This window comes from Roseateles flavus, assembly GCF_039872765.1.
In the GTDB taxonomy this organism is placed as follows: Bacteria; Pseudomonadota; Gammaproteobacteria; order Burkholderiales; family Burkholderiaceae_C; genus Roseateles_B; species Roseateles_B flavus.
On the sequence record NZ_JBDPZC010000016.1, the window covers coordinates 1 to 17,226 of the forward strand.

Here is a 17,226-nt window from a genome sequence, read left to right on the forward strand (position 1 = left end):
CTCTCCACGGTGCTCCAGCACCATGCGCACGGCACGCTCGCGGACTTCAGGGGAAAACTTCGGGGATTTCTTCATGGCTCCATTCTCTAGAGTTGGAGCCTCCGCGAAAGCCGGGGCGATTCAGCCAGGCTGTGGAGCATTCCTTCGCTCAACGTACGCTGGGTGCCTGCAACGATCTCCATAACGGCCCTTTTTCTTGAATCACCTCAATCGGGCTCGCATTTCACTGAAGACGGGAACTGGGCGCTACTCACCTATTGTTCAGGTGCACGTTTGAGCGCGTGCTGCGTGTTGTGCACGAAAGAGCTCGTCAACATCCCTCAAGCGGCCAGGTGGGCTCGCCGAAGAGGCTTCGTCAAGGCACCCTGCAAGGGTGCGGGCGCGTATCGCATCGCGTCGATGGCCCGCTGACAAGCAACGGTGTGGCAAGATGAGCGCCACCATGCACTTCCGCCTCTTTCGTGCGATCCGACCTTCCGAAGTTGCTTGATCGTTCAGATCAACTTGCCGCGGCGCTTCGCCAGCTCACGTACTGCGAGTTGCTACCGACGACACTGCGCGAAGCGCTGGCATTTGGCCAAGCCCGCCACTGCATGGAGTTGTCGGATGCGCAGCGGCTGCTGCTGCGGGCCGAGTTGGATGCGTCGGCCATGAGCCTCGTGAGGGTCCAGTTCGAATCCACAACACGGGCTTTGTGGCTCTCCAGTGCGGCAACCGACCACCAGTTGCAGCGCTACACCTCGCCGACTCCCTCAAGCGAGTTGAAGAGCGCTCATCAGGGGCCCTCCGTCGACGACATGCTGAAGGCCATGGGAGACGGGCCGGCCTCACACATCTCAGCAGTTCTGCGGGTGTTGAAGGAGGCCACCTGGCGCGCCATGAACCACTACAGCCATGCCTCGCTCATTGCGGTTGCCCAGGCGAACCACCAGCCTCGAGATCCCTACCAGTTGGCTGGAGCACTACTCAACGCCAACGGGATGCTCATGATTGCCGCCAACGTATCGATGATGTCGTCGCGGCACCTCTCGACCGCCGTGCTGCGGGCGGTCCAAGAGGAGTTTGCCAACTGCCTGCCCTTAACAAGCGGCACAGCCCATACGCAAGCTGCGACGTAGTGCCCCGCAGCGGCACGCGGCTACAGCCATCAACAGAGTTCAATGGCACTCAGCGTTTGCTCAGTCCAAGGCAAGGCGTCAACCACAGTGGCGAGCGCATGGAGGTTGCGATTCCAACCGTAGTCTTGGTGTTCAGCATCGACCAGCATGATGTTGCTGCGGGGCAATCCGAAGCGTACGCACTGAGTTCCGCTGCGCGGACACACTTCCAGACGCCAGTCCCAACCTAGAGACACGCCAACGTGCGAATCGCTCCCGATCCACTCGGTGTAGCCGCCGATCCACGTCACGGATTCTCCATGACGCTCACTTGAAGAGCTTTTCTCATCCAATCCGGAGATGAGATGCGTGAATTCGACGGACAACAGATCGGTCAACGCCATCCGCAGAAAGCCGTCAGGAGAGGAGGAAAGTACGGCTGGAGCCCCGAGCAACGGCGTCACCTTCTGACCATTATTTTTCGGACCTTCATCTTCCCATTCTCCGCCGGTATAGATCAAGCCTCAGTCCAGCAAACGCAGCGCGACCGCTTTCGCGACCGCCGCCGTGCGGTTGATGGTGCCGAGCTTCTCTGCCGCGTTGCGGGTATGAAACTTCACCGTCGCCACAGCGATATCCATGATCAAAGACGTCTCGCTGAAGGTCTTTCCATAGGCGGCCCATCGCAGAACCTCACGTTCACGGCCCGTCAGAGCAACGCTCCAGCGTGTCCAGAGAATCTTGCGAAAGCCCTGGTGTGCCATGCAGGCCAGCCACCGCATCTTGAACTCGTTCTCGACCAACTCCTCCGCAGTCAATGCACCGCGATTGCGAGCCAACGTCAACAGCCCCCCAGTACCTTGACCATCCAGCACCGACTTCGCCCATCCCACGCGCAGGCCGGCATCTCGCGCATCGTTCCACAACTCCGGTGCCTGGACGAAAAGGTCGTCGCACCACAAGATGGGCTGGGAAGACCTGCGGCCGGCATGCACGGTAGGGTCAATGTCCAGATAGCTGTTGCGCGCGTAGTGCTGCTGCCATGTCGCGGGATAGCTGTTCAGCATGAAGGTTTTCGGGTTCATGGCAGGCACGGGAATGAGCATGCCGTAGGCGCAGTATTCGAAACCCAGGGCCTGGGCTGACTCTTGCACCGTTGCGAACAGTGCGTGCTCGCAATCGACCGCATCGATCTCCAGTAGTAGCTTGTCGGCCCAACTCATGGCCACCTCCGAACGTAGAACAACCGTGGAGTAGCGCGACCACGTCTATCGTGGTGCCTTGCCGCCTGCTCTGATCCAGTGCGGGCGTGCACCGACAAAGCGACACTCCCTCTCATCCAGTGGCACGATACGGCGTCTGCGCGCCGGCGACCGGCGGGACAAATTCAGCATCCGTGAACAAATCAGTCATCAACTCAAATACATCCGGACGCCTGGGGAGCAGCTCTCGGACGGCTTGCTTCTCCGTGATACCAAGAATCAGACCAATCTGATCCTCATCAGCGCCGCGCGCATTCAAGCGAAATGCAATGGTGCGGCGCAGGGTCAGTGCCGATAGGCCGTGGATGTTGATACGTTTGAAAATCCGTCGGTAGGTGTCCAGCATCTGTCGGCACAGGTACCGCGAACGCCCCTCCTCCTCGTGACGCAGCACCGCATAGGGCTCTCCAGCATCGTTCAGGAAAATCCGCTCATCGGCCGCGTAGCCCCGATAGGGAAGCTCGCCGTCCGCGGCCCTGCCCTGCTGCTCAAGCCGGTGTGCGAGATAGGCATCGATCGCTCGGATGGCAGGCCTGCTGCCAAAGAACAGCGGCCTGTCTTTGCGGTTGACCGAGGCAGCCGCCCGCATGATGGAAGCTGCTCGCACGGATCCGTCTGCGTGGAGGTAGTCGGCGATCTCCAGGCGTGCGACCTCCAGCGGGCGAGCCCCCGTCGCAAGAACGATGTGGATGAGCGCCATGTCACGCAACGCAGTCGGGCTGCGTTGGCCAGCCCGGTTGACGATCGTGCGTACGTCTGCAGCGGAGAGGATCAGAGGCGGCGTCGAGGGACGAGCCTCGCCTGCCTCAAAGCGCTCCAATGTCGCTTCCACTTCGCGTCTGAATTCTCGAAGCTTGTGGACATAGCCAGTCGCTTCCGGGTTGAGCCCGGCAATACCGACCTGTCGATGGAGCAACCTCGCGAGACGCTTCACCCGGTGCTCGATGGCCGTCCTGGTCAAGCCGTGGTTTGACGCCACATCGTCATAGGTGCTTCCTGCGAGCACCGCCCTCAGGACTGCGATAGACAAGCGGGTGGAATCACTATGCATGGCTGGCAAACAGCGTGAGGTTTGACCTGAGCGCGATGCTCGTCCTTTGGAGCCGCACCCGACAGCGAAAGATCAGGACGAACACTGCCGAACTCGACACCAGTTCGGTTCCCATTCGCCACGTCGTTTGGCAAGTCCAATACTGCCCCTCCCCCGTAGGCACAGCTCAGCCAAGCCTTCATCCATCTCATGCCGTTCTCCTCCAAGACGATGTGGCATCGCGCGCGGTCGGCGCAATGCTTGTCACCGATCAGTCCACTGCGTCGTACTGCAGCGGGACACCCGCAGGGTTGCGGGAAGCGGTCTCCCGCCGACCCTGCATACGTCTGCAGGCGCCTGCTCCACACCACGGGTCTGCACGCGCGATCCATGAGTACCGCAGCCCCGGTCCAGCGGGCGCGTGCTCTCCTGCATCGGTCACTGCTTGTGTGACTCGGTCTGAATCTGAGGTTCGAGGGGGATGTGCGCCTAGAGACCCAGACCGCCGCGTGCGGCGATTCGGGAACCTCGCAGCGGGTGCGCCTACTCCTAAGACGAGTGGCGGGATTGCTGCTTCACTGGGAGTTTCCCTAGCATCGAAGCGGAGCGTCCTCTAGTGACCCACCGCCAGAGGCCTCAGGTTCTCCCAGCCACCTCCCCTAGGTGCCGCCATGCCAATGCCTGCGCCTCGTCTATGGTGGAGGTGGTCTCTACAGGGAGGCCGAAGAATGCAGCCAACTCGCCAGCTCGCGCATGGGCCTGCCGGCGCTCCCCCTCGTCAGGCTCGACGCTGATGAGGCCTTTGCATACGGAAGTCAGACGCCGCCTGTTGGCCTTGAACCAAATCATCCTGCGCTTTCCATCCTCCTGGCCTTCCTGCTCAGGGCGGCCCGCCGGGAAGAGCAGAACGAAGGGCTGCGGCTGCGCCGTCAGCGCATTCAGCTCTGCCTCCCATTGCACGGTGTAGCCCGGCGCGATGGCCTCGTTGCGCATGGTGATGATGGGGAATGCGGTGATGTCGAACACAGTGAATCTTCGAGGATCGAATTGCATGGACCTGTCCAAAGAAGTGGAAGTAACGCGAGTGGAGCCGACAGTGTTGGACCGAACGGTGAAAATCAGATACCGTTGTTTTGACGAAAAATAATGAATTTGAAGCATGCCCGACCTTGTCGAACCGTCTGCAGGAAAAGCGCAGAATCGAAACGAACGCAGCGATGGCCCCGTGCTGATTGCCTTGAGAGGGGCGGACACCCCCGAGCATCAGTTCCGGCTGGGGACCCGCGAGTACGACTGGCACAGCCATATGCGCGGCCAAGTGTTCTGCGTGGACAGCGGGCTCGTGCACGTTCGCACGGTGGGCGGCTCGTGGCTGCTGCCACCCCATCGTGCAGGGTGGATCCCCCCCCGCGAGGCCATCAAGATCAGCGTCAGCGGGGTCATGAGCGGATGGACCGTGTTCATTGCGCCCGATGCTGCACGCGACCTGCCGGATCAACCCTGCGTCATTGGCGTCAGTGAATTGATGCTCGCACTGGTCCGCCGGGCCATCTCCTGGTCAAAACAGGACGTGTTGCACCCCACGCAGGCGCGCCTGGCGGCCGTCCTTCTCGACGAGATCCGCCAAGCTCCCCACGAACCTTTGCGCCTGCTCATGCCCGTTGACCGACGCCTGCTGCGCGTCGCCCGCCAAGTCCTGGAACAGCCGCAAGATACGCGCACCCTGCAGGCCTGGGCCGCGTGGGCGGGTCTTTCTCCTAGCGCTCTGTCGCGCCGGTTTGTGGCCGAGACGGGCAGCAGCTTCGCGCAGTGGCGCCAGCAGGCTCGCCTGACACATGGGCTGGAAATGCTGGCCAATGGCGTGCCGGTGGCCCACGTTGCGGACGCCCTGGGCTACGCTACTCCGAGCAACTTCATCGCGATGTTCAGGCGCTGCTTCGGGGATTCGCCCGCCCGCTACTTCTCCAAGCGCCTGCATTGAGCCCCCAACGGTCGACTTACACAAAGTGGTGGCGGCAGGCCTTGAGTGCGAGAGCCCATCGGCGCGAGGTCCAGACCAACGCAGTCTCGGAGTGCTTGCGCCTGGTCATCAGGCGCTGATCGGCGCAGCGTCAGGCATCACGGACCATGACTGGCAAAGAAAAGCACCTCCGAACCCAGACCTCACTGAGAGATTTCGGAAAGTCTGCCAGCCCCCAGTGAGAGCCAGCCGCGAGGGGGCTACGCTCACTTGTGGGCCCCTACCCGAGCACATCGCCCCCCTTCCCGCGGCGTCCCGCAGAGAGCCTGGCACTTGCCGAGCGGCCCAAGCCCCTTCGCAAAAAAAGGGAACGCATCGCACCGTACGAGGCGCAAAAAAAACCCGGCCAGTGGCCGGGGTTGCAAAGCCTTTCCGCTGTCTTCACGCGAAGGCTCCTGCTCAGGGAGGAAAAAGCAGGGTGGCCCCATCGAGTACATGGTGACCACGGTGGCAGTGTACCGGAGAAGCCGTCCTTGCCCGGGAGCTGCGAATGCCAATCGTTTGCAATTCTGCACAGAGCGAGGGGCCCGATCGCAGGCCCATCAGCACAGTCCAACGACGCCGGGCCCCGCAGGCGGAAGCAGTGGCAACGCATCGCCTGAATCGCCGTGCCGGCCTCTGCAGGCACCAGAAGCACTGCCAAATCCATGAAGTCATCCCTTCGCCGCGGAGGCAGACTCAAGCCGATCCAAGTGCCGATTCCACAGCCGATACACCTGCCATGCGGCGAGCAGACCGACACTGCCAGACGCAATTTGGTCCCAGTCCAGCGAATAGCTGGAACGCGTGAGCTGGTCCTCCCAGAACTCGTAGCCGAAGTGCCATGTTGCCGTCAGACACCAGCCAATCCAGAAGGTCAGGCGCATGCCCCCCATCGCATAGATGGCGAAGGGCAGGAACAGCCCCAGCAGGAAGTGGGCAATGAAATAGTGCCTTGTGAAGTACAGGCCGATGGTTCCCTGCAGAATGACAACCATCAGGCAGCCTGCTGCAAAGAAACCCAGCGCAGCGTAGGAGGTTTTCTTTTCTCTTGGAGTAAGCGTGCTCATGAACCTACGCCCACCCCGCAGTGGGCGAAATCAGCAAAGGGGCGTCGCTGACCGCGGAACGGCAGGACAGGGATTTGACGCGAATTGTCCATCCCCTTGGTGCCGTGCCGACCAGTAGGGGCGGCCCGCGGCTCCCGCCCTGCACCCTGGCAACATGGAGTGCCGCCCACCTCCCTTGACCGGCAATGCGCAGGACCATCGACGCATTCGATCAGCGAGGGGCTTTCACCGAAGGCGAGTCGCCACAGAATCAGCCACTGCGAAGCAGAAGGACACCGGGACTTGCACGGCGCCAGCCTGCGCATGCGGCTTCACGCAGCGAATGCCGCCGTCGGGTGCGCGGATCATCTCCCAGTCCATCTGACTACTCAGCGGATTGGGATAGGGCTGCCGCAGGTGCCGGCGCGCAAACGGCACCCGCTTGTCGTCCAACAAATCATCAATCGATCTGGGAAACGCCTTGACGCGCCCGGGAGTCGATTCGTAATAGCTACCAATGGCCTGGGCGTACTGCTGCCCAACCCACTCCAGTTGCACCTGCCGCTGCCTGCGCGCCGTAGTGCTCCAGACCTCGGAGGCAAGCGACAGGCCCAAGCCGATCAAGGCGACCGCCAGTAGCACGCCCAGGTAGGTGAATCCGCGCTGGCCGTTCATCGTCACCAGCTCGAATAGCTTGTGCCATCCCGCGCGCTTCCGGGCGCGCCGCTGTGCACATCCACGACTCCGCTCAGGCCATCCATCGCATCCTGGGTAAGCACCCAGGTGTCCGCCCGGTCCGTGATCGGATCCAGCGGGATGGCTCGCAAGTAGCGGGCCTCGACGAGCTGCTCCAAGCCCTGGGGCAAGCGCCCGGTGTCCGCCCGATGCTTGTCGATGGCCTCGCGCATGATCCGAAGGTCGGTGCGAAGCGCCGATTCCTTGGCCCGCTCCAGTGAATCAAAGTAGCGAGGCGCGGCCAGCGTGAGCAAGGCGGCGAGGATGGCCATGACCACCAGCAGCTCGACCAGCGTGAAGCCAGCCCTCAGCCCTTCACCAATCACTTTACCAGTCACGATACGGCCTCCCATCCAGCCCCGAGCCTTCGGCCTTGGAATGGACATCGAACACATCACGCCCTGGCTTGGGATCATTGAAGGCGCTGTCATAGCTGCGAAGGGCCCAGGTATCGGCGGCATCCACGACCGCCGCCGAAGCCATCGGGTCACGGGGCAGGCGACGCAAGAAGACGAGTTTGCCCGCCATGGGCATCTGAGCATTGACCGCGCCCTCGACCAGCACCTGCAGCGAAGGCGGATAGCCCGAGCCGCCGACCGGCCGGGCGACCAGCCCCGCATCGGAGGCACGTTTGTAGGCGTCCAACGCAGTGCGTATCTCCCGCAGAGACCTGCGCAACTCTTCCTCCTGCGAACGCCGATGCGCGAGCTCCGCCAAGGGAAAGCCAATGCTGGCCAGCACTGCCATGATGGCGACGACGACCAACAGCTCGATCAAAGAAAACCCGCGAGCCATGGTCGATCAGGGAACGAAGGAGGATCGGGTCGACGTGGATGGCACGGTTCCCGACGTCTGCCCCGGTACGGCGGCTCCCTGCCCGCCCGGCGGCAAGGCAGGCGCGTTCCTCGGCGGCAGGATGGGGGCATTGGGCGTCATCACGGGGCGGCCCGGGAAGGGGTTGATCTGTTCCACGCGTGTGGGAGCTTGCGATGAAGGCGCCGGCGTCCCCAGCTGAATGGGCGCAGCCCCCGCAGCAGCATCCGTGCCCGACATGAACTCTTGCAGCCCGAGGCCGGGCGGTTCGATGTTGCGGACGATATGCGGTGTGACCAGCAGCACGATTTCGGTCCGGGAGTCGTTATCGCGGCTGCCGCCAAAGAGCTTGCTCAAGAGAGGAATCTCGTTCAGGCCGGGCACGCCGGTGTTGGATCGCTGCTCATCGCGCTTGATCAGCCCGGCCAGGATGTTGGTCTCGCCGTCGCGCACCCGCAGTGCCGTCGACGTGTTGCGGGTGCCGATTCTGTACGCCTGCGCACCGCTGGCGCGCGAGATGGTCTCAATGATGTTGGAGACCTCCAGTGACAGCTTCATCGACACATCGTTGTCGACCGATACCGTAGGTTCGATGTCGAGCTTCAGCCCCACATCCAGGTAGTTCACGGATTCAGCCGTACCCACGTTGGCCGTCGCCACGGTCGTAAAGACCGGCACACGCTCGCCGATCAGGATCTTGGCGGACTGCCGGTTCCTGACCCGGACACGGGGATTGGCAAGCAGATTGGCACTGCCTACCTGGCTACGCAGCTGGGCCGCCGCCATGGGATTGCCCACATTGAGCTTCACCATGTCAGCGCCGCGATGGCGCCATTCATTGAGCGTGAGCTGACCCGCGCCTGCGGCGCCGCTGAGCGTGGCGGAGACCGAGCTAGGCCAGGTGACGCCCATCTCGAGCAGGCGGTTCACGCTGACCTCCAGCACCTCGAGCTCCAGCATCACCTCGGGCTCGGCGACATCCTGCGTCGCCACCAGCTTCTCGACCAGGCGCACGACCTCGGCACTGTCCCGAACGACCAGGGTATTGAGCTTCTCATCCACCACCACGTCCCGCGCCCGTGCAATCGTCCTTACCAGGGTCGCCACCTTGCTCGCTTCGGCATTGCTCAAGTAGAACGTCCTCACGATCATCTCCCGGTACTCCGCCTGCTTGGCCGGCGTGTTGGGGTAGATGAGCAAGGTGTCCTCATCCAGGACACGCCGTTCCAGCTGGTTGGTGGCCAGCAGCAGGCGCAGGATGTCCTCAACGGGCTTGGCCGTCACGGACAAGGTCACGCGCTGGTCTACGCGCACGTCCTTGTCGATCACATAGTTCAGACCAGAAGCTTGCTTCAATGCCTCGAACACCTGTTGCAAGGAGGCGCCCGAAAAGTTCAGGCTCACCGGCTTGCGATAGGTTTCCTTCAATCGAGGGTAGATGCCCAACTCCTTGCCTGTCTTGTCCGCCTGCTGGCGTGAGAGCTGTCGATACAGCGCAGTGGCCCGGGCGTTGTTGGAGTTCTCTGACAAGACCTGCTGAGTTCGTGAGAGCGCCGTCTCCACATCGCCTTTGCGCGCAAGGTCCTGAGCCCCGTCGAGGATGGCCCAATGCCGCTGGGCATCGGCGACTCGCACGGTCCCCGCCGTCGCTCTCGCGTTTGCAGGATCAATCGCCAACACCTGGGCGTAGGCCTGTTGCGCGTCGTCAAAGTCTCCAGACCCCATCGCCTGATCCGCCCGCCGCATCAGTGCGTTCGTCGCGCTTTCCCGCTCCGTGAAGTAGCTGCGCCGGTACTCGACATTGCCTGGGTCCTGCTCAGACGCCTCCTTCAGCTTGGTGAGCCCTGCCTGCACCTTCCCTTCAGCAAGGTCGGCTTGACCTTCCCGATACGCGCGGTAGCCCGAGCACCCCGTCAGCACTGCCGCTGCAGCAACCACCGTCATTGATTTCTTGAGCACCTGAACCTACCTTGCCGCCGAGATGGGCAGCATCATTTCTTTGTTGCTGGGCAGATGGACCAACCTCACCTGCTGTGGAGTGACGCTGGCGATGCGGTACTCCGCCAACAAGACATCGCCCACCCTGCCCTGCCTCACCCCCTGGGGGCCGACGATGAACACGCTGAGGCCCTTCTCGTCCTGCCAGGTCCCGATTGCAGTCATGGGCGGCCGAACCGGAACGGGGTCCGCCAAAGGCTGGCTTGCTGGAGCGGCCACGGCCGGAGTCGCCATCGCTGGCGTCACAGCCTTGGGTGCAGGCAGGGTGGGAGGCTGAGGAGGCACCACTGGCGACCGTGGCGCAAAGGCATTGCCTGGCTCAGCCAGGTCCGGGTCCCGCGTGCCGGCTGCGGCATCTTGCGCACCCGCTGAAACATCCACGGCGGAAGTGGCGTCCGCCGAAGGCCGGAGAGCGGCCGTCTGCGGCGCTGAGCGAACCACCGGGTGCGCTATTTCATCGGCATGGAACCAACTCCATGAGCGCAGCCCAAGGAGCCCCACCATCACGGCCAGCAAGAGGGCCAAGCGCTTCTGCTTCATCGCAAGCGCCCTCGCCCGGTGCCGGCCTGGAGGTAGACAAGCACCGTCACCCGTGCCTCAACATCCGCCCCATCGGCCGAAGACCTGCTGAGGTTGAACTCTCGCAGTGTCAGCGCGGGCTCGTCCATCAGCATGCCAGTGACAAACCGGCGTATCGCCGGATAAGGCCCCTTGAATGAGCATTTCACCTCCAGGCTCGACGGCAACTCGGCGCTGGCGGCGTTGACCTTGTAGTCCGCCTTGGGCCAGCCCAGTCCGGCATCCACCGCCGTGCGCTGCATGCGAGCAAGAAGTCGCGGGATGTCCTGCTCGTCGGCCAGCACGGTCTTCGGAGCCTGCATTGGCGCGGGCAATGGGATAGACAAGGGCGCGGCTGTCATGACTGCGTCCAACTGCCGCAGACCGTGCCATGCCCGAAGGCCTGCGGCTGTGGCAACTGCCATCATCAACAGCCCCAGCCATCCCATAGGACCGATGGTTTCATGTAGCCGAGCCACCAGAATGCGCAGCTGAAGCTTGGCGCTCCGCCTTGGATGCGGTGACATCACCGGGTCCTCCAGGGGGTCGTTATCGAGAAGCGCACCAGCGTGCGCCCCGCCACATCCATGATCGACTCATGCGAGCCCAATCGAGCCGGCCCCAGCACGCTGTCGTCATCGAGCGTCTGCGCATAAGCCAGCACTTGATCGAAGCTGCCAGCCTCCCCCTCCACTCGCACCATGCCAGTCGCAGGGTCGATGGAAAGACTCAGGAGATGGACCGGCGGCTCTGTCGCATGCTCGATCACGCGCAAGACGGGCAGCCACGGCTGGCGCAACAGCGGTGCCACGTTGCGCAGTCGCACTTGGTCTGGCGTGGGCTTTTGCGCTGCTTGCACCGCCTTGCGGGATGCTTCCACCGCTTGCGCCTGTTCCAGCTGCCGAGCTTCGCGGCTCGCATGCACCATATCCCAGCGATGCTGCAGCCACAGGGCAGCCCCCAGGGCGAGCCCGCCCGCAACCAGCAGCAGCCTTCCCGCCGAGGGAGAAGGCCTGCGCTGAACAAAATCAATGCACTGCATCAGGCGGCTCCTGCCTCGTCCAGCAACTGCCCCGGCCAGCCAGCCGCCAGCACCGGCGCGTCCTTCACAAGGCCGCCCAGGCGCACGGACTCCAGCGCTACGCAACGCTTGGCCTCCTCTAGGTTCAAGACCTGAGAGGCCGCAGGATTCAAGCTCATCACACGCCCATCACGCAGCAGCGCCACCAGTGTGCGATCCTGCTCGGACCAGACCCACCAGGCGTCCTGCCGCGCACCATGGCCATTCGCTTGACGCTCTCCGCGGCGGCATAGGGCTTCACGCCCCCACACGAAGGCGGGCTGCAGAGACGCCAGCTCCACCCCTGCAGCCCTCGCCGAGGAAAGCAGCGCCGCTTTGACAGGGCGAGCCAGCGCGTAGCCCAGCACTTGAGGTTCTCCCGCTCGAAAATCCATGTTGACATCGCTCTGCCCGTCCAGCCCATGGACGTCACCGAAGCGGTGGCGCAGCAACTGTTCGGCGTGCTTCCTGGACCAAAGATCAGGTCCCAGTGGCACCAACATCACGGGGAGCCAGGCGGACTCCAGAACGGCCACCACAGCGTGAAGGGGCGCCTCCGCGCCCGCGGTCCGAAGCGCAGCCTCCATAGCCGGCACCAGAGCTGCCACTCGTTCGCCCTCCGCCACCACGCTAACCGCCGTCCTGCACACCCATCCTTGAACGGTCTGCTCCCATCGCTCGATGGCGTCTCGCCCCACACGAAGCACCTGGGCCCGCTTGCGCTTAGTCCGCCACACGGTCCACCTCCTCCAAACTGGTGTGCCCATCCCAGGCAGCTTGCAAGGCCAAGGCACGCAGGCTGCGCCAGCCATTGCGCTCGGCCTCCGCCTGGATCTGCGCCTGCGGGGCTCTCGCACCGATCAAGGCCTTGAGCCCAGGAGTGAGCACGAGCAGCTCGCCCAAGGCAAAGCGTCCCGCGTATCCGGTGCCGCGGCACTGCTCGCAGCCCACGGCACGAGCGAGCTGCGGAGCCCGCTCAAAGCTCACGTCGACTGAGCACTGCAAGGCTTGCACCTGCTCAGGCTGCAGTGGCGTACGACAGTGCAGGCACAGACGGCGCAACAAGCGCTGGGCGAGCACGCCGTTGATGGCCGACGCAAAGGTGTAGGCATCAATGCCGAACTGCTCGAAGCGCCCCACCACATCGAACACGGTGTTGGCATGGACCGTGGTGAAGACCAGATGCCCCGTGAGCGCGGACTGCACGGCGATCTGCGCCGTCTCGGCGTCCCGTATCTCGCCGACCAGGATCTTGTCGGGGTCGTGCCGCAAGATGGAGCGCAAGCCCCGGGCAAAGGTCAGCCCCTTGCGTTCATTCACCGGGATCTGCAGAACTCCAGACAGCTGGTACTCCACAGGATCTTCGATGGTGATGATCTTGTCCCGCGTCTGATGTGTCTCGGCAATGGCCGCGTACAGCGTGGTCGTCTTGCCCGAGCCCGTCGGGCCGGTGGCGAGCACCAGGCCGTGCGGCTTGCGGCACAGCGCGCGGATGCGATCCGCCGAGACCTCATCGAACCCCAGCTTGTCCAAGGTCAGCCCGGCCAAGGTCTGGGCCAAGTACTGCCGATCCAGAATGCGCAGCACCGCATCCTCGCCATGGATGCTCGGCATGATGGACACCCGTACATCCACCATGCGACCGTTCACCGCAATCTGAAGCCGGCCGTCCTGCGGCACCCGGCGCTCGGCAATATCCAGTTGGGCCATCACCTTGATGCGACTGATGGCCTGGGACAACAGCTCCATGCTGTCGATGCGGCTGACGGCCGTCAACACACCATCCAGGCGGAACTTCACGGTCAGGCCGCTTGGGTCGCTTTCAAGGTGGACGTCGGACGCACCACTCTTGAGGGCGTCGTACAGCGTCGAATTGACGAAGCGCACCGACGGACTGTCGTCCACACCGATCTGGCGCAAGCTGAGCACTTCCGCGCCGCCCGCCTGCCCTGGCTCACCACGCGCGTCCGGAGCCACCGCCAGCGCGTCCAGCGCTGTGAGCTGGCCTTCGCAGTGCGTCAGCCAGGCGTCGAAAGTCACCGTGCTGACCAGCGTAGCCTCGATGCGGCCAAAGCGCGTGCGCGCCCAGGCCAAGGTGTCGGTATCGAAAGGGTCCGTGATGAGCAGCCTGACCTGCGCCAGTGCCGGGTCGTCCAGCACAGCACAGCGCCGGCGCGCGCACTCGGGAAACGACAGGCTCTCGAAGCGCGGGCGCATGTCCAGCAAATCCTGGATGCGCAACGTTGGTAGCGACAGAAGCGCCCCCACCTCGTCAGCCAGCGACTGCGCATCGGGGGCTGCCCGAAGCAAGGCCCCGAACACATCGGCCTCGCCTTGCTCCCGCAGCGCAGCGATCCGCTGGGTCAATGTCATCGCAGGGCTCATTGCAGTGCCGAGGCCAGTTCAAAAATGGGCATGTACATCAGCACGACCACCACACCAACTCCGACCCCAATCAGCAGCATCACCAAGGGCTCCAGCACCCGGACACCGCGCTCCAGTGCTCGGGCCACTTCGGCATCGTGGTAGTGGGCAATGCGAGTGAGGACGCTGCCCATGTCTCCAATGCGCTCCCCCGCCAGGATCAATTGCTCGGCCACGGGCGTGGCCATGCCCGCATCCGCATGCGCTCTGGCCGGCGCCTGCCCCTCGCGCAAGGCACGCTCCACCGCCAGGCCGCCAGAGCGCATGCCCAGCGGCAGCACACCGTTGGACAGTGCCAGCGCTTCCGGCAGGGGAATACCACCAGCGACCAGCATCCCTGTGGAGCGGTACCAGCGGGAAAGAAAGTACACACGCAGACGCTCGCGCAAAGGTCCCCATTGCATCAAGCGCTGCATGGCCCTGGCGCGCACGCCGGGCGAGCCGGCCAGGGCCACCAATCCGCCAACGGCGATGCCCGCGGCCAGGAGCAGCCACACACCATGGGCCTGCAGCCAGTGGGACCAGCTGATCATGGCCTGGGCCGACCAGGGCAAGGTTCCATTCATGCCTTCGAATACCCGAGCGAAACGAGGAACGACATACAGCAGCAAGAAGAGCAAGACGGTCAGCCCCACCGCCGTCAGCACCAAGGGGTAGATGGCCACCGAGCTGATGCGATGGCGCAGCTCCGCCACTCGACGCTCATGCTCGATGAAGCGGGTGAGCGCCTGAGGCAGATCGGACGTCAGCTCTGCGGCTTTGATCAGGGACACCAGCAGCACCGGAAAGCGCGTGTCGGCCGACAACGCCTGCGAAAAGGCCTGCCCGCTCCGCAAGCGCTGCGTGAGCTGCTCCAGGGCCCGAGACGTGTCTGATGAGGCGGAGCGGCCCAAGGTGTCCAGGGCTTCAATCACGCTCAAGCCTGCTCCCAGCAAGTCACGCAGCTGCTCCGCCAGCACCACCACGTCCAGCGGGCGGGCCCGGCCCCGCAAGAGCTGCGGCCATTGCCCGCCGACCGCTTCGACATTCAGCACCGTGTACCCTTGCCGCACGGCCAAAGCTCGTGCCTCTTCCGAGGAGGCAGCCTCGACCTCCATCGCCTGAGGCACGCCGCGACCTTGCACCCCATTGATGCGGAACTGCATCACCTTCCCTCCTGGATGAGCGCCATCTAGCGCCCGCTGTCCCAGACGCTGACATCCGTGTTCTCGCCAGTGCCGCCCGGCTGACCATCCTTGCCCAGGCTTTGCAGCTCGTAGTCGTGCCCCGCCTCACCAGGCAGGCGGTACAGATAGGCATGCCCCCAAGGATCCGGCGGCAGGGCTTTGGAGAGGTAGGGACCGGCCCAACGAGCCTCTTCGGCCGGCCGCTCCGTCAGTGCTCTGAGGCCCTGCTCGGTGCTGGGGTAGTGGCCCGTATCCAGGCGGTAGGTGGCCAGGGCTTTGTCCAGGGCGTCGAGTTGAGCCCGGGCCGCCTTGGTTTCGCTTTTGCCGATCTGGTCGAAGAAGCGTGGTGCCACGTAGCTGGCCAGCAATCCGATGATCACCATGACCACCAGCAGTTCAAGCAATGTGAATCCAGCTGCCGGCACTGTACGTTTGTAGTTCGCCAATTCCCCTCCCCCAAATGCCTCTCGCCGCGCCTGACGCGCAGTCGGCCCAAGCCAATTTCTCTATCTACACCGACTTCTCGGACGCGGCACGAATCCTTCAGCCTAAACCTGACACCCTTGCTTTAAGCGAGAGCAAAACCACCTGCGAGAAATTTACTCGCAAACGTCAAGACGAAGTTTTAAGTGGGAACGAACCATGCACAGCCCGACTTCAAAGATTTTTTCTCAAATACCCATCCACCATCGCGCTCAATGCAACCATAAAAACCCCAGCCAAAAGCAATATGACAGATATCAAAAATTCAAAATCATAGAGCAAATACCCATATATACCCGCACCACCAAGCGCACCAGCCACCACGATCAGCAACTTCGCGAGCCAATGGCGAGATGCATCCTCAGCCATAAATCACCCCACCAAAGTAGCCAACCCAAAAATATCCAAAACCAGAGAGACTGAGCGCCTTGTAGCGTTCATTTCCCGAACAAACACAATGAAATTTCAAATTCACATCACTGTGCTTTTCACAGAATTGAGCCACCATCAATTCTGAAGCACTCAGTGCAGCTTCAGAATTCAGAAGAATTTCTGTAGCTTTGCCATGCGACTTTTTGAGACCAGCTGAGGGTCTAGACTCCCCTAAAAAGGCCTGCGTGGGCACCTGCGAAACAGTATTTCAGCAGCCTGCTAGCAGTCTCAGTTAGAAAAGACTCCTTATTCAGTGTCTTTCGGGCGGCGCCAATGCTCGCGGACTACGCAAAAATCCAGGTCAAACTTTCAGATTGCAGGCATTCTCTACCTTCTACGAATCCTTCGACCAGCCACAACTGCGACGATGGCGCCCATCAAACTTGCCGCGGCCAGCGCTGCAGCAATCAACGGCTGCCTACATCTTGCATTGGATGCAAAAAGATCAAAGGTGCCAGCGCACTCAGAAAACGCCATGCTGTATGACGAAAAAATCCAAAGTGCACACCAGAAAGAAAAACCAACCAGCACCACCGAAAGTAGATAGAAGAAAAACCGAAAGCCAATTTTTATCATAACGCCACAACTCCACTTATTAGAATCCGAACGGCGGGAGAGGGTTCGGAACTGCCCCCCGGCGCGGGTTTCTCATATGGAAACTTCGAGTGGGCAATTCCTTCCCGCATCCGAGCCCTCCGGGTGGCTTGACACCACCCTGGGCATGGCGCCATACACCGAAGCCGCAGCCAGCTCGGTCTACTTCACGCTCGCGAGCTTGCCATCATTGAATTCGAAGCGGATTGCCTCGTCCGCACTGCTCGTGATCACTCGCGGCGTATCCAGTTGGCCTGAATAGACGTTGTAGGCGACGTTGCTCAGCATCGAGCTGGCCGCGGTCCCGGCCTGTTTCAGTACCGCCACCGGCATCGAGCCCAGATAGACCGTTTCATACAGTGGTGCCTGGTTCGCGTCGTATTCCCCCACCAGGCGCCCAGCTTCGTCGTAAGCGAAGTAGCTCGCCCCCGAAAGGCACCAGCGCTGTGGGGCCCGTCTTGGCCACCCGCTGCTCCAGCCCGTTGTAGATTCGATGGAACGATAGCATTCCAAGACTTCCAGCACT

Annotated in this window: 20 protein-coding genes; 2 read left to right on the forward strand and 18 right to left on the reverse strand. The window is 62.6% G+C overall.

Going from position 1 to position 17,226, the window contains the following annotated elements; genetic code table 11:
• Positions 1–461 precede the first annotated feature (461 nt).
• A complete protein-coding gene (locus tag ABDJ40_RS22645; RefSeq protein ID WP_347613114.1) occupies positions 462–1,118 on the forward strand; it encodes a DUF6988 family protein in 657 nt (218 codons plus the stop codon).
• A gap of 29 nt (positions 1,119–1,147) precedes the next feature.
• Here the strand turns inward: ABDJ40_RS22645 and ABDJ40_RS22650 are convergent, their stop codons facing one another.
• From ABDJ40_RS22650 to ABDJ40_RS22665, 4 genes are all read right to left on the reverse strand, one after another.
• Positions 1,148–1,618 (reverse strand): DUF4902 domain-containing protein, encoded by a 471-nt coding sequence (locus tag ABDJ40_RS22650; RefSeq protein WP_347613115.1) that lies wholly within the window; start codon positions 1,616–1,618, stop codon positions 1,148–1,150.
• A 3-nt stretch (positions 1,619–1,621) separates the two neighbouring features.
• Positions 1,622–2,320 (reverse strand): LuxR family transcriptional regulator, encoded by a 699-nt coding sequence (locus ABDJ40_RS22655; protein WP_347613118.1) that lies wholly within the window; start codon positions 2,318–2,320, stop codon positions 1,622–1,624.
• Positions 2,321–2,432: 112 nt separating this feature from the next.
• Entirely contained in the window at positions 2,433–3,389 is a 957-nt protein-coding gene (locus ABDJ40_RS22660; RefSeq protein ID WP_347613120.1) for a tyrosine-type recombinase/integrase, read from the reverse strand.
• Positions 3,390–4,025: 636 nt separating this feature from the next.
• Positions 4,026–4,442 (reverse strand): hypothetical protein, encoded by a 417-nt coding sequence (locus ABDJ40_RS22665; RefSeq protein WP_347613123.1) that lies wholly within the window; start codon positions 4,440–4,442, stop codon positions 4,026–4,028.
• Positions 4,443–4,548: 106 nt separating this feature from the next.
• On the opposite strand from ABDJ40_RS22665, the gene ABDJ40_RS22670 reads away from it, so the two are divergent.
• Positions 4,549–5,370, forward strand: coding sequence for an AraC family transcriptional regulator (locus tag ABDJ40_RS22670; protein WP_347613124.1), 822 nt, complete (start codon positions 4,549–4,551; stop codon positions 5,368–5,370).
• A gap of 692 nt (positions 5,371–6,062) precedes the next feature.
• Here ABDJ40_RS22670 and ABDJ40_RS22675 read toward each other — a convergent pair.
• From ABDJ40_RS22675 to ABDJ40_RS22740, 14 genes are all read right to left on the reverse strand, one after another.
• Positions 6,063–6,458: a hypothetical protein gene (locus ABDJ40_RS22675; RefSeq protein ID WP_347613125.1), complete on the reverse strand. Its 396-nt coding sequence runs from the start codon at positions 6,456–6,458 to the stop codon at positions 6,063–6,065.
• Positions 6,459–6,683: 225 nt separating this feature from the next.
• Complete coding sequence (locus tag ABDJ40_RS22680; RefSeq protein ID WP_347613127.1) at positions 6,684–7,112, reverse strand: type II secretion system protein; 429 nt, start codon at positions 7,110–7,112, stop codon at positions 6,684–6,686.
• Positions 7,113–7,114: 2 nt separating this feature from the next.
• Positions 7,115–7,510 (reverse strand): type II secretion system protein, encoded by a 396-nt coding sequence (locus ABDJ40_RS22685; protein WP_347613128.1) that lies wholly within the window; start codon positions 7,508–7,510, stop codon positions 7,115–7,117.
• Positions 7,500–7,967, reverse strand: a complete 468-nt coding sequence (locus ABDJ40_RS22690; RefSeq protein WP_347613129.1) for a type II secretion system protein — start codon at positions 7,965–7,967, stop codon at positions 7,500–7,502. Before ABDJ40_RS22690 ends, ABDJ40_RS22685 begins: the two co-directional genes overlap by 11 nt.
• 6 nt (positions 7,968–7,973) lie before the next feature.
• Positions 7,974–9,929: a secretin and TonB N-terminal domain-containing protein gene (locus ABDJ40_RS22695; RefSeq protein WP_347613130.1), complete on the reverse strand. Its 1,956-nt coding sequence runs from the start codon at positions 9,927–9,929 to the stop codon at positions 7,974–7,976.
• A 21-nt stretch (positions 9,930–9,950) separates the two neighbouring features.
• On the reverse strand, positions 9,951–10,148 hold the full coding sequence (locus ABDJ40_RS22700; protein WP_347613132.1) for a hypothetical protein: 198 nt from the start codon (positions 10,146–10,148) through the stop codon (positions 9,951–9,953).
• A gap of 371 nt (positions 10,149–10,519) precedes the next feature.
• The gene (locus tag ABDJ40_RS22705; protein ID WP_347613134.1) at positions 10,520–10,903 is read right to left on the reverse strand and encodes a hypothetical protein; all 384 of its coding nucleotides are present in this window, start codon (positions 10,901–10,903) and stop codon (positions 10,520–10,522) included.
• 164 nt (positions 10,904–11,067) lie between these two features.
• Positions 11,068–11,583, reverse strand: a complete 516-nt coding sequence (locus tag ABDJ40_RS22710; RefSeq protein WP_347613135.1) for a hypothetical protein — start codon at positions 11,581–11,583, stop codon at positions 11,068–11,070.
• Positions 11,583–12,104 (reverse strand): hypothetical protein, encoded by a 522-nt coding sequence (locus ABDJ40_RS22715; RefSeq protein ID WP_347613137.1) that lies wholly within the window; start codon positions 12,102–12,104, stop codon positions 11,583–11,585. The genes ABDJ40_RS22710 and ABDJ40_RS22715 overlap by 1 nt, the downstream gene beginning before the upstream one ends.
• A 220-nt stretch (positions 12,105–12,324) precedes the next feature.
• Entirely contained in the window at positions 12,325–13,974 is a 1,650-nt protein-coding gene (locus ABDJ40_RS22720; protein ID WP_347613138.1) for a GspE/PulE family protein, read from the reverse strand.
• An 8-nt stretch (positions 13,975–13,982) separates the two neighbouring features.
• Complete coding sequence (locus ABDJ40_RS22725; RefSeq protein WP_347613141.1) at positions 13,983–15,170, reverse strand: type II secretion system F family protein; 1,188 nt, start codon at positions 15,168–15,170, stop codon at positions 13,983–13,985.
• Between the two features lie 26 nt (positions 15,171–15,196).
• Positions 15,197–15,637, reverse strand: a complete 441-nt coding sequence (gene gspG, locus ABDJ40_RS22730; RefSeq protein ID WP_347613143.1) for a type II secretion system major pseudopilin GspG — start codon at positions 15,635–15,637, stop codon at positions 15,197–15,199.
• Positions 15,638–15,848: 211 nt separating this feature from the next.
• A complete protein-coding gene (locus ABDJ40_RS22735; RefSeq protein WP_347613145.1) occupies positions 15,849–16,043 on the reverse strand; it encodes a hypothetical protein in 195 nt (64 codons plus the stop codon).
• 819 nt (positions 16,044–16,862) lie between these two features.
• Positions 16,863–17,225: a hypothetical protein gene (locus ABDJ40_RS22740; RefSeq protein ID WP_347613146.1), complete on the reverse strand. Its 363-nt coding sequence runs from the start codon at positions 17,223–17,225 to the stop codon at positions 16,863–16,865.
• Between the last annotated feature and the right edge of the window lies 1 nt (position 17,226).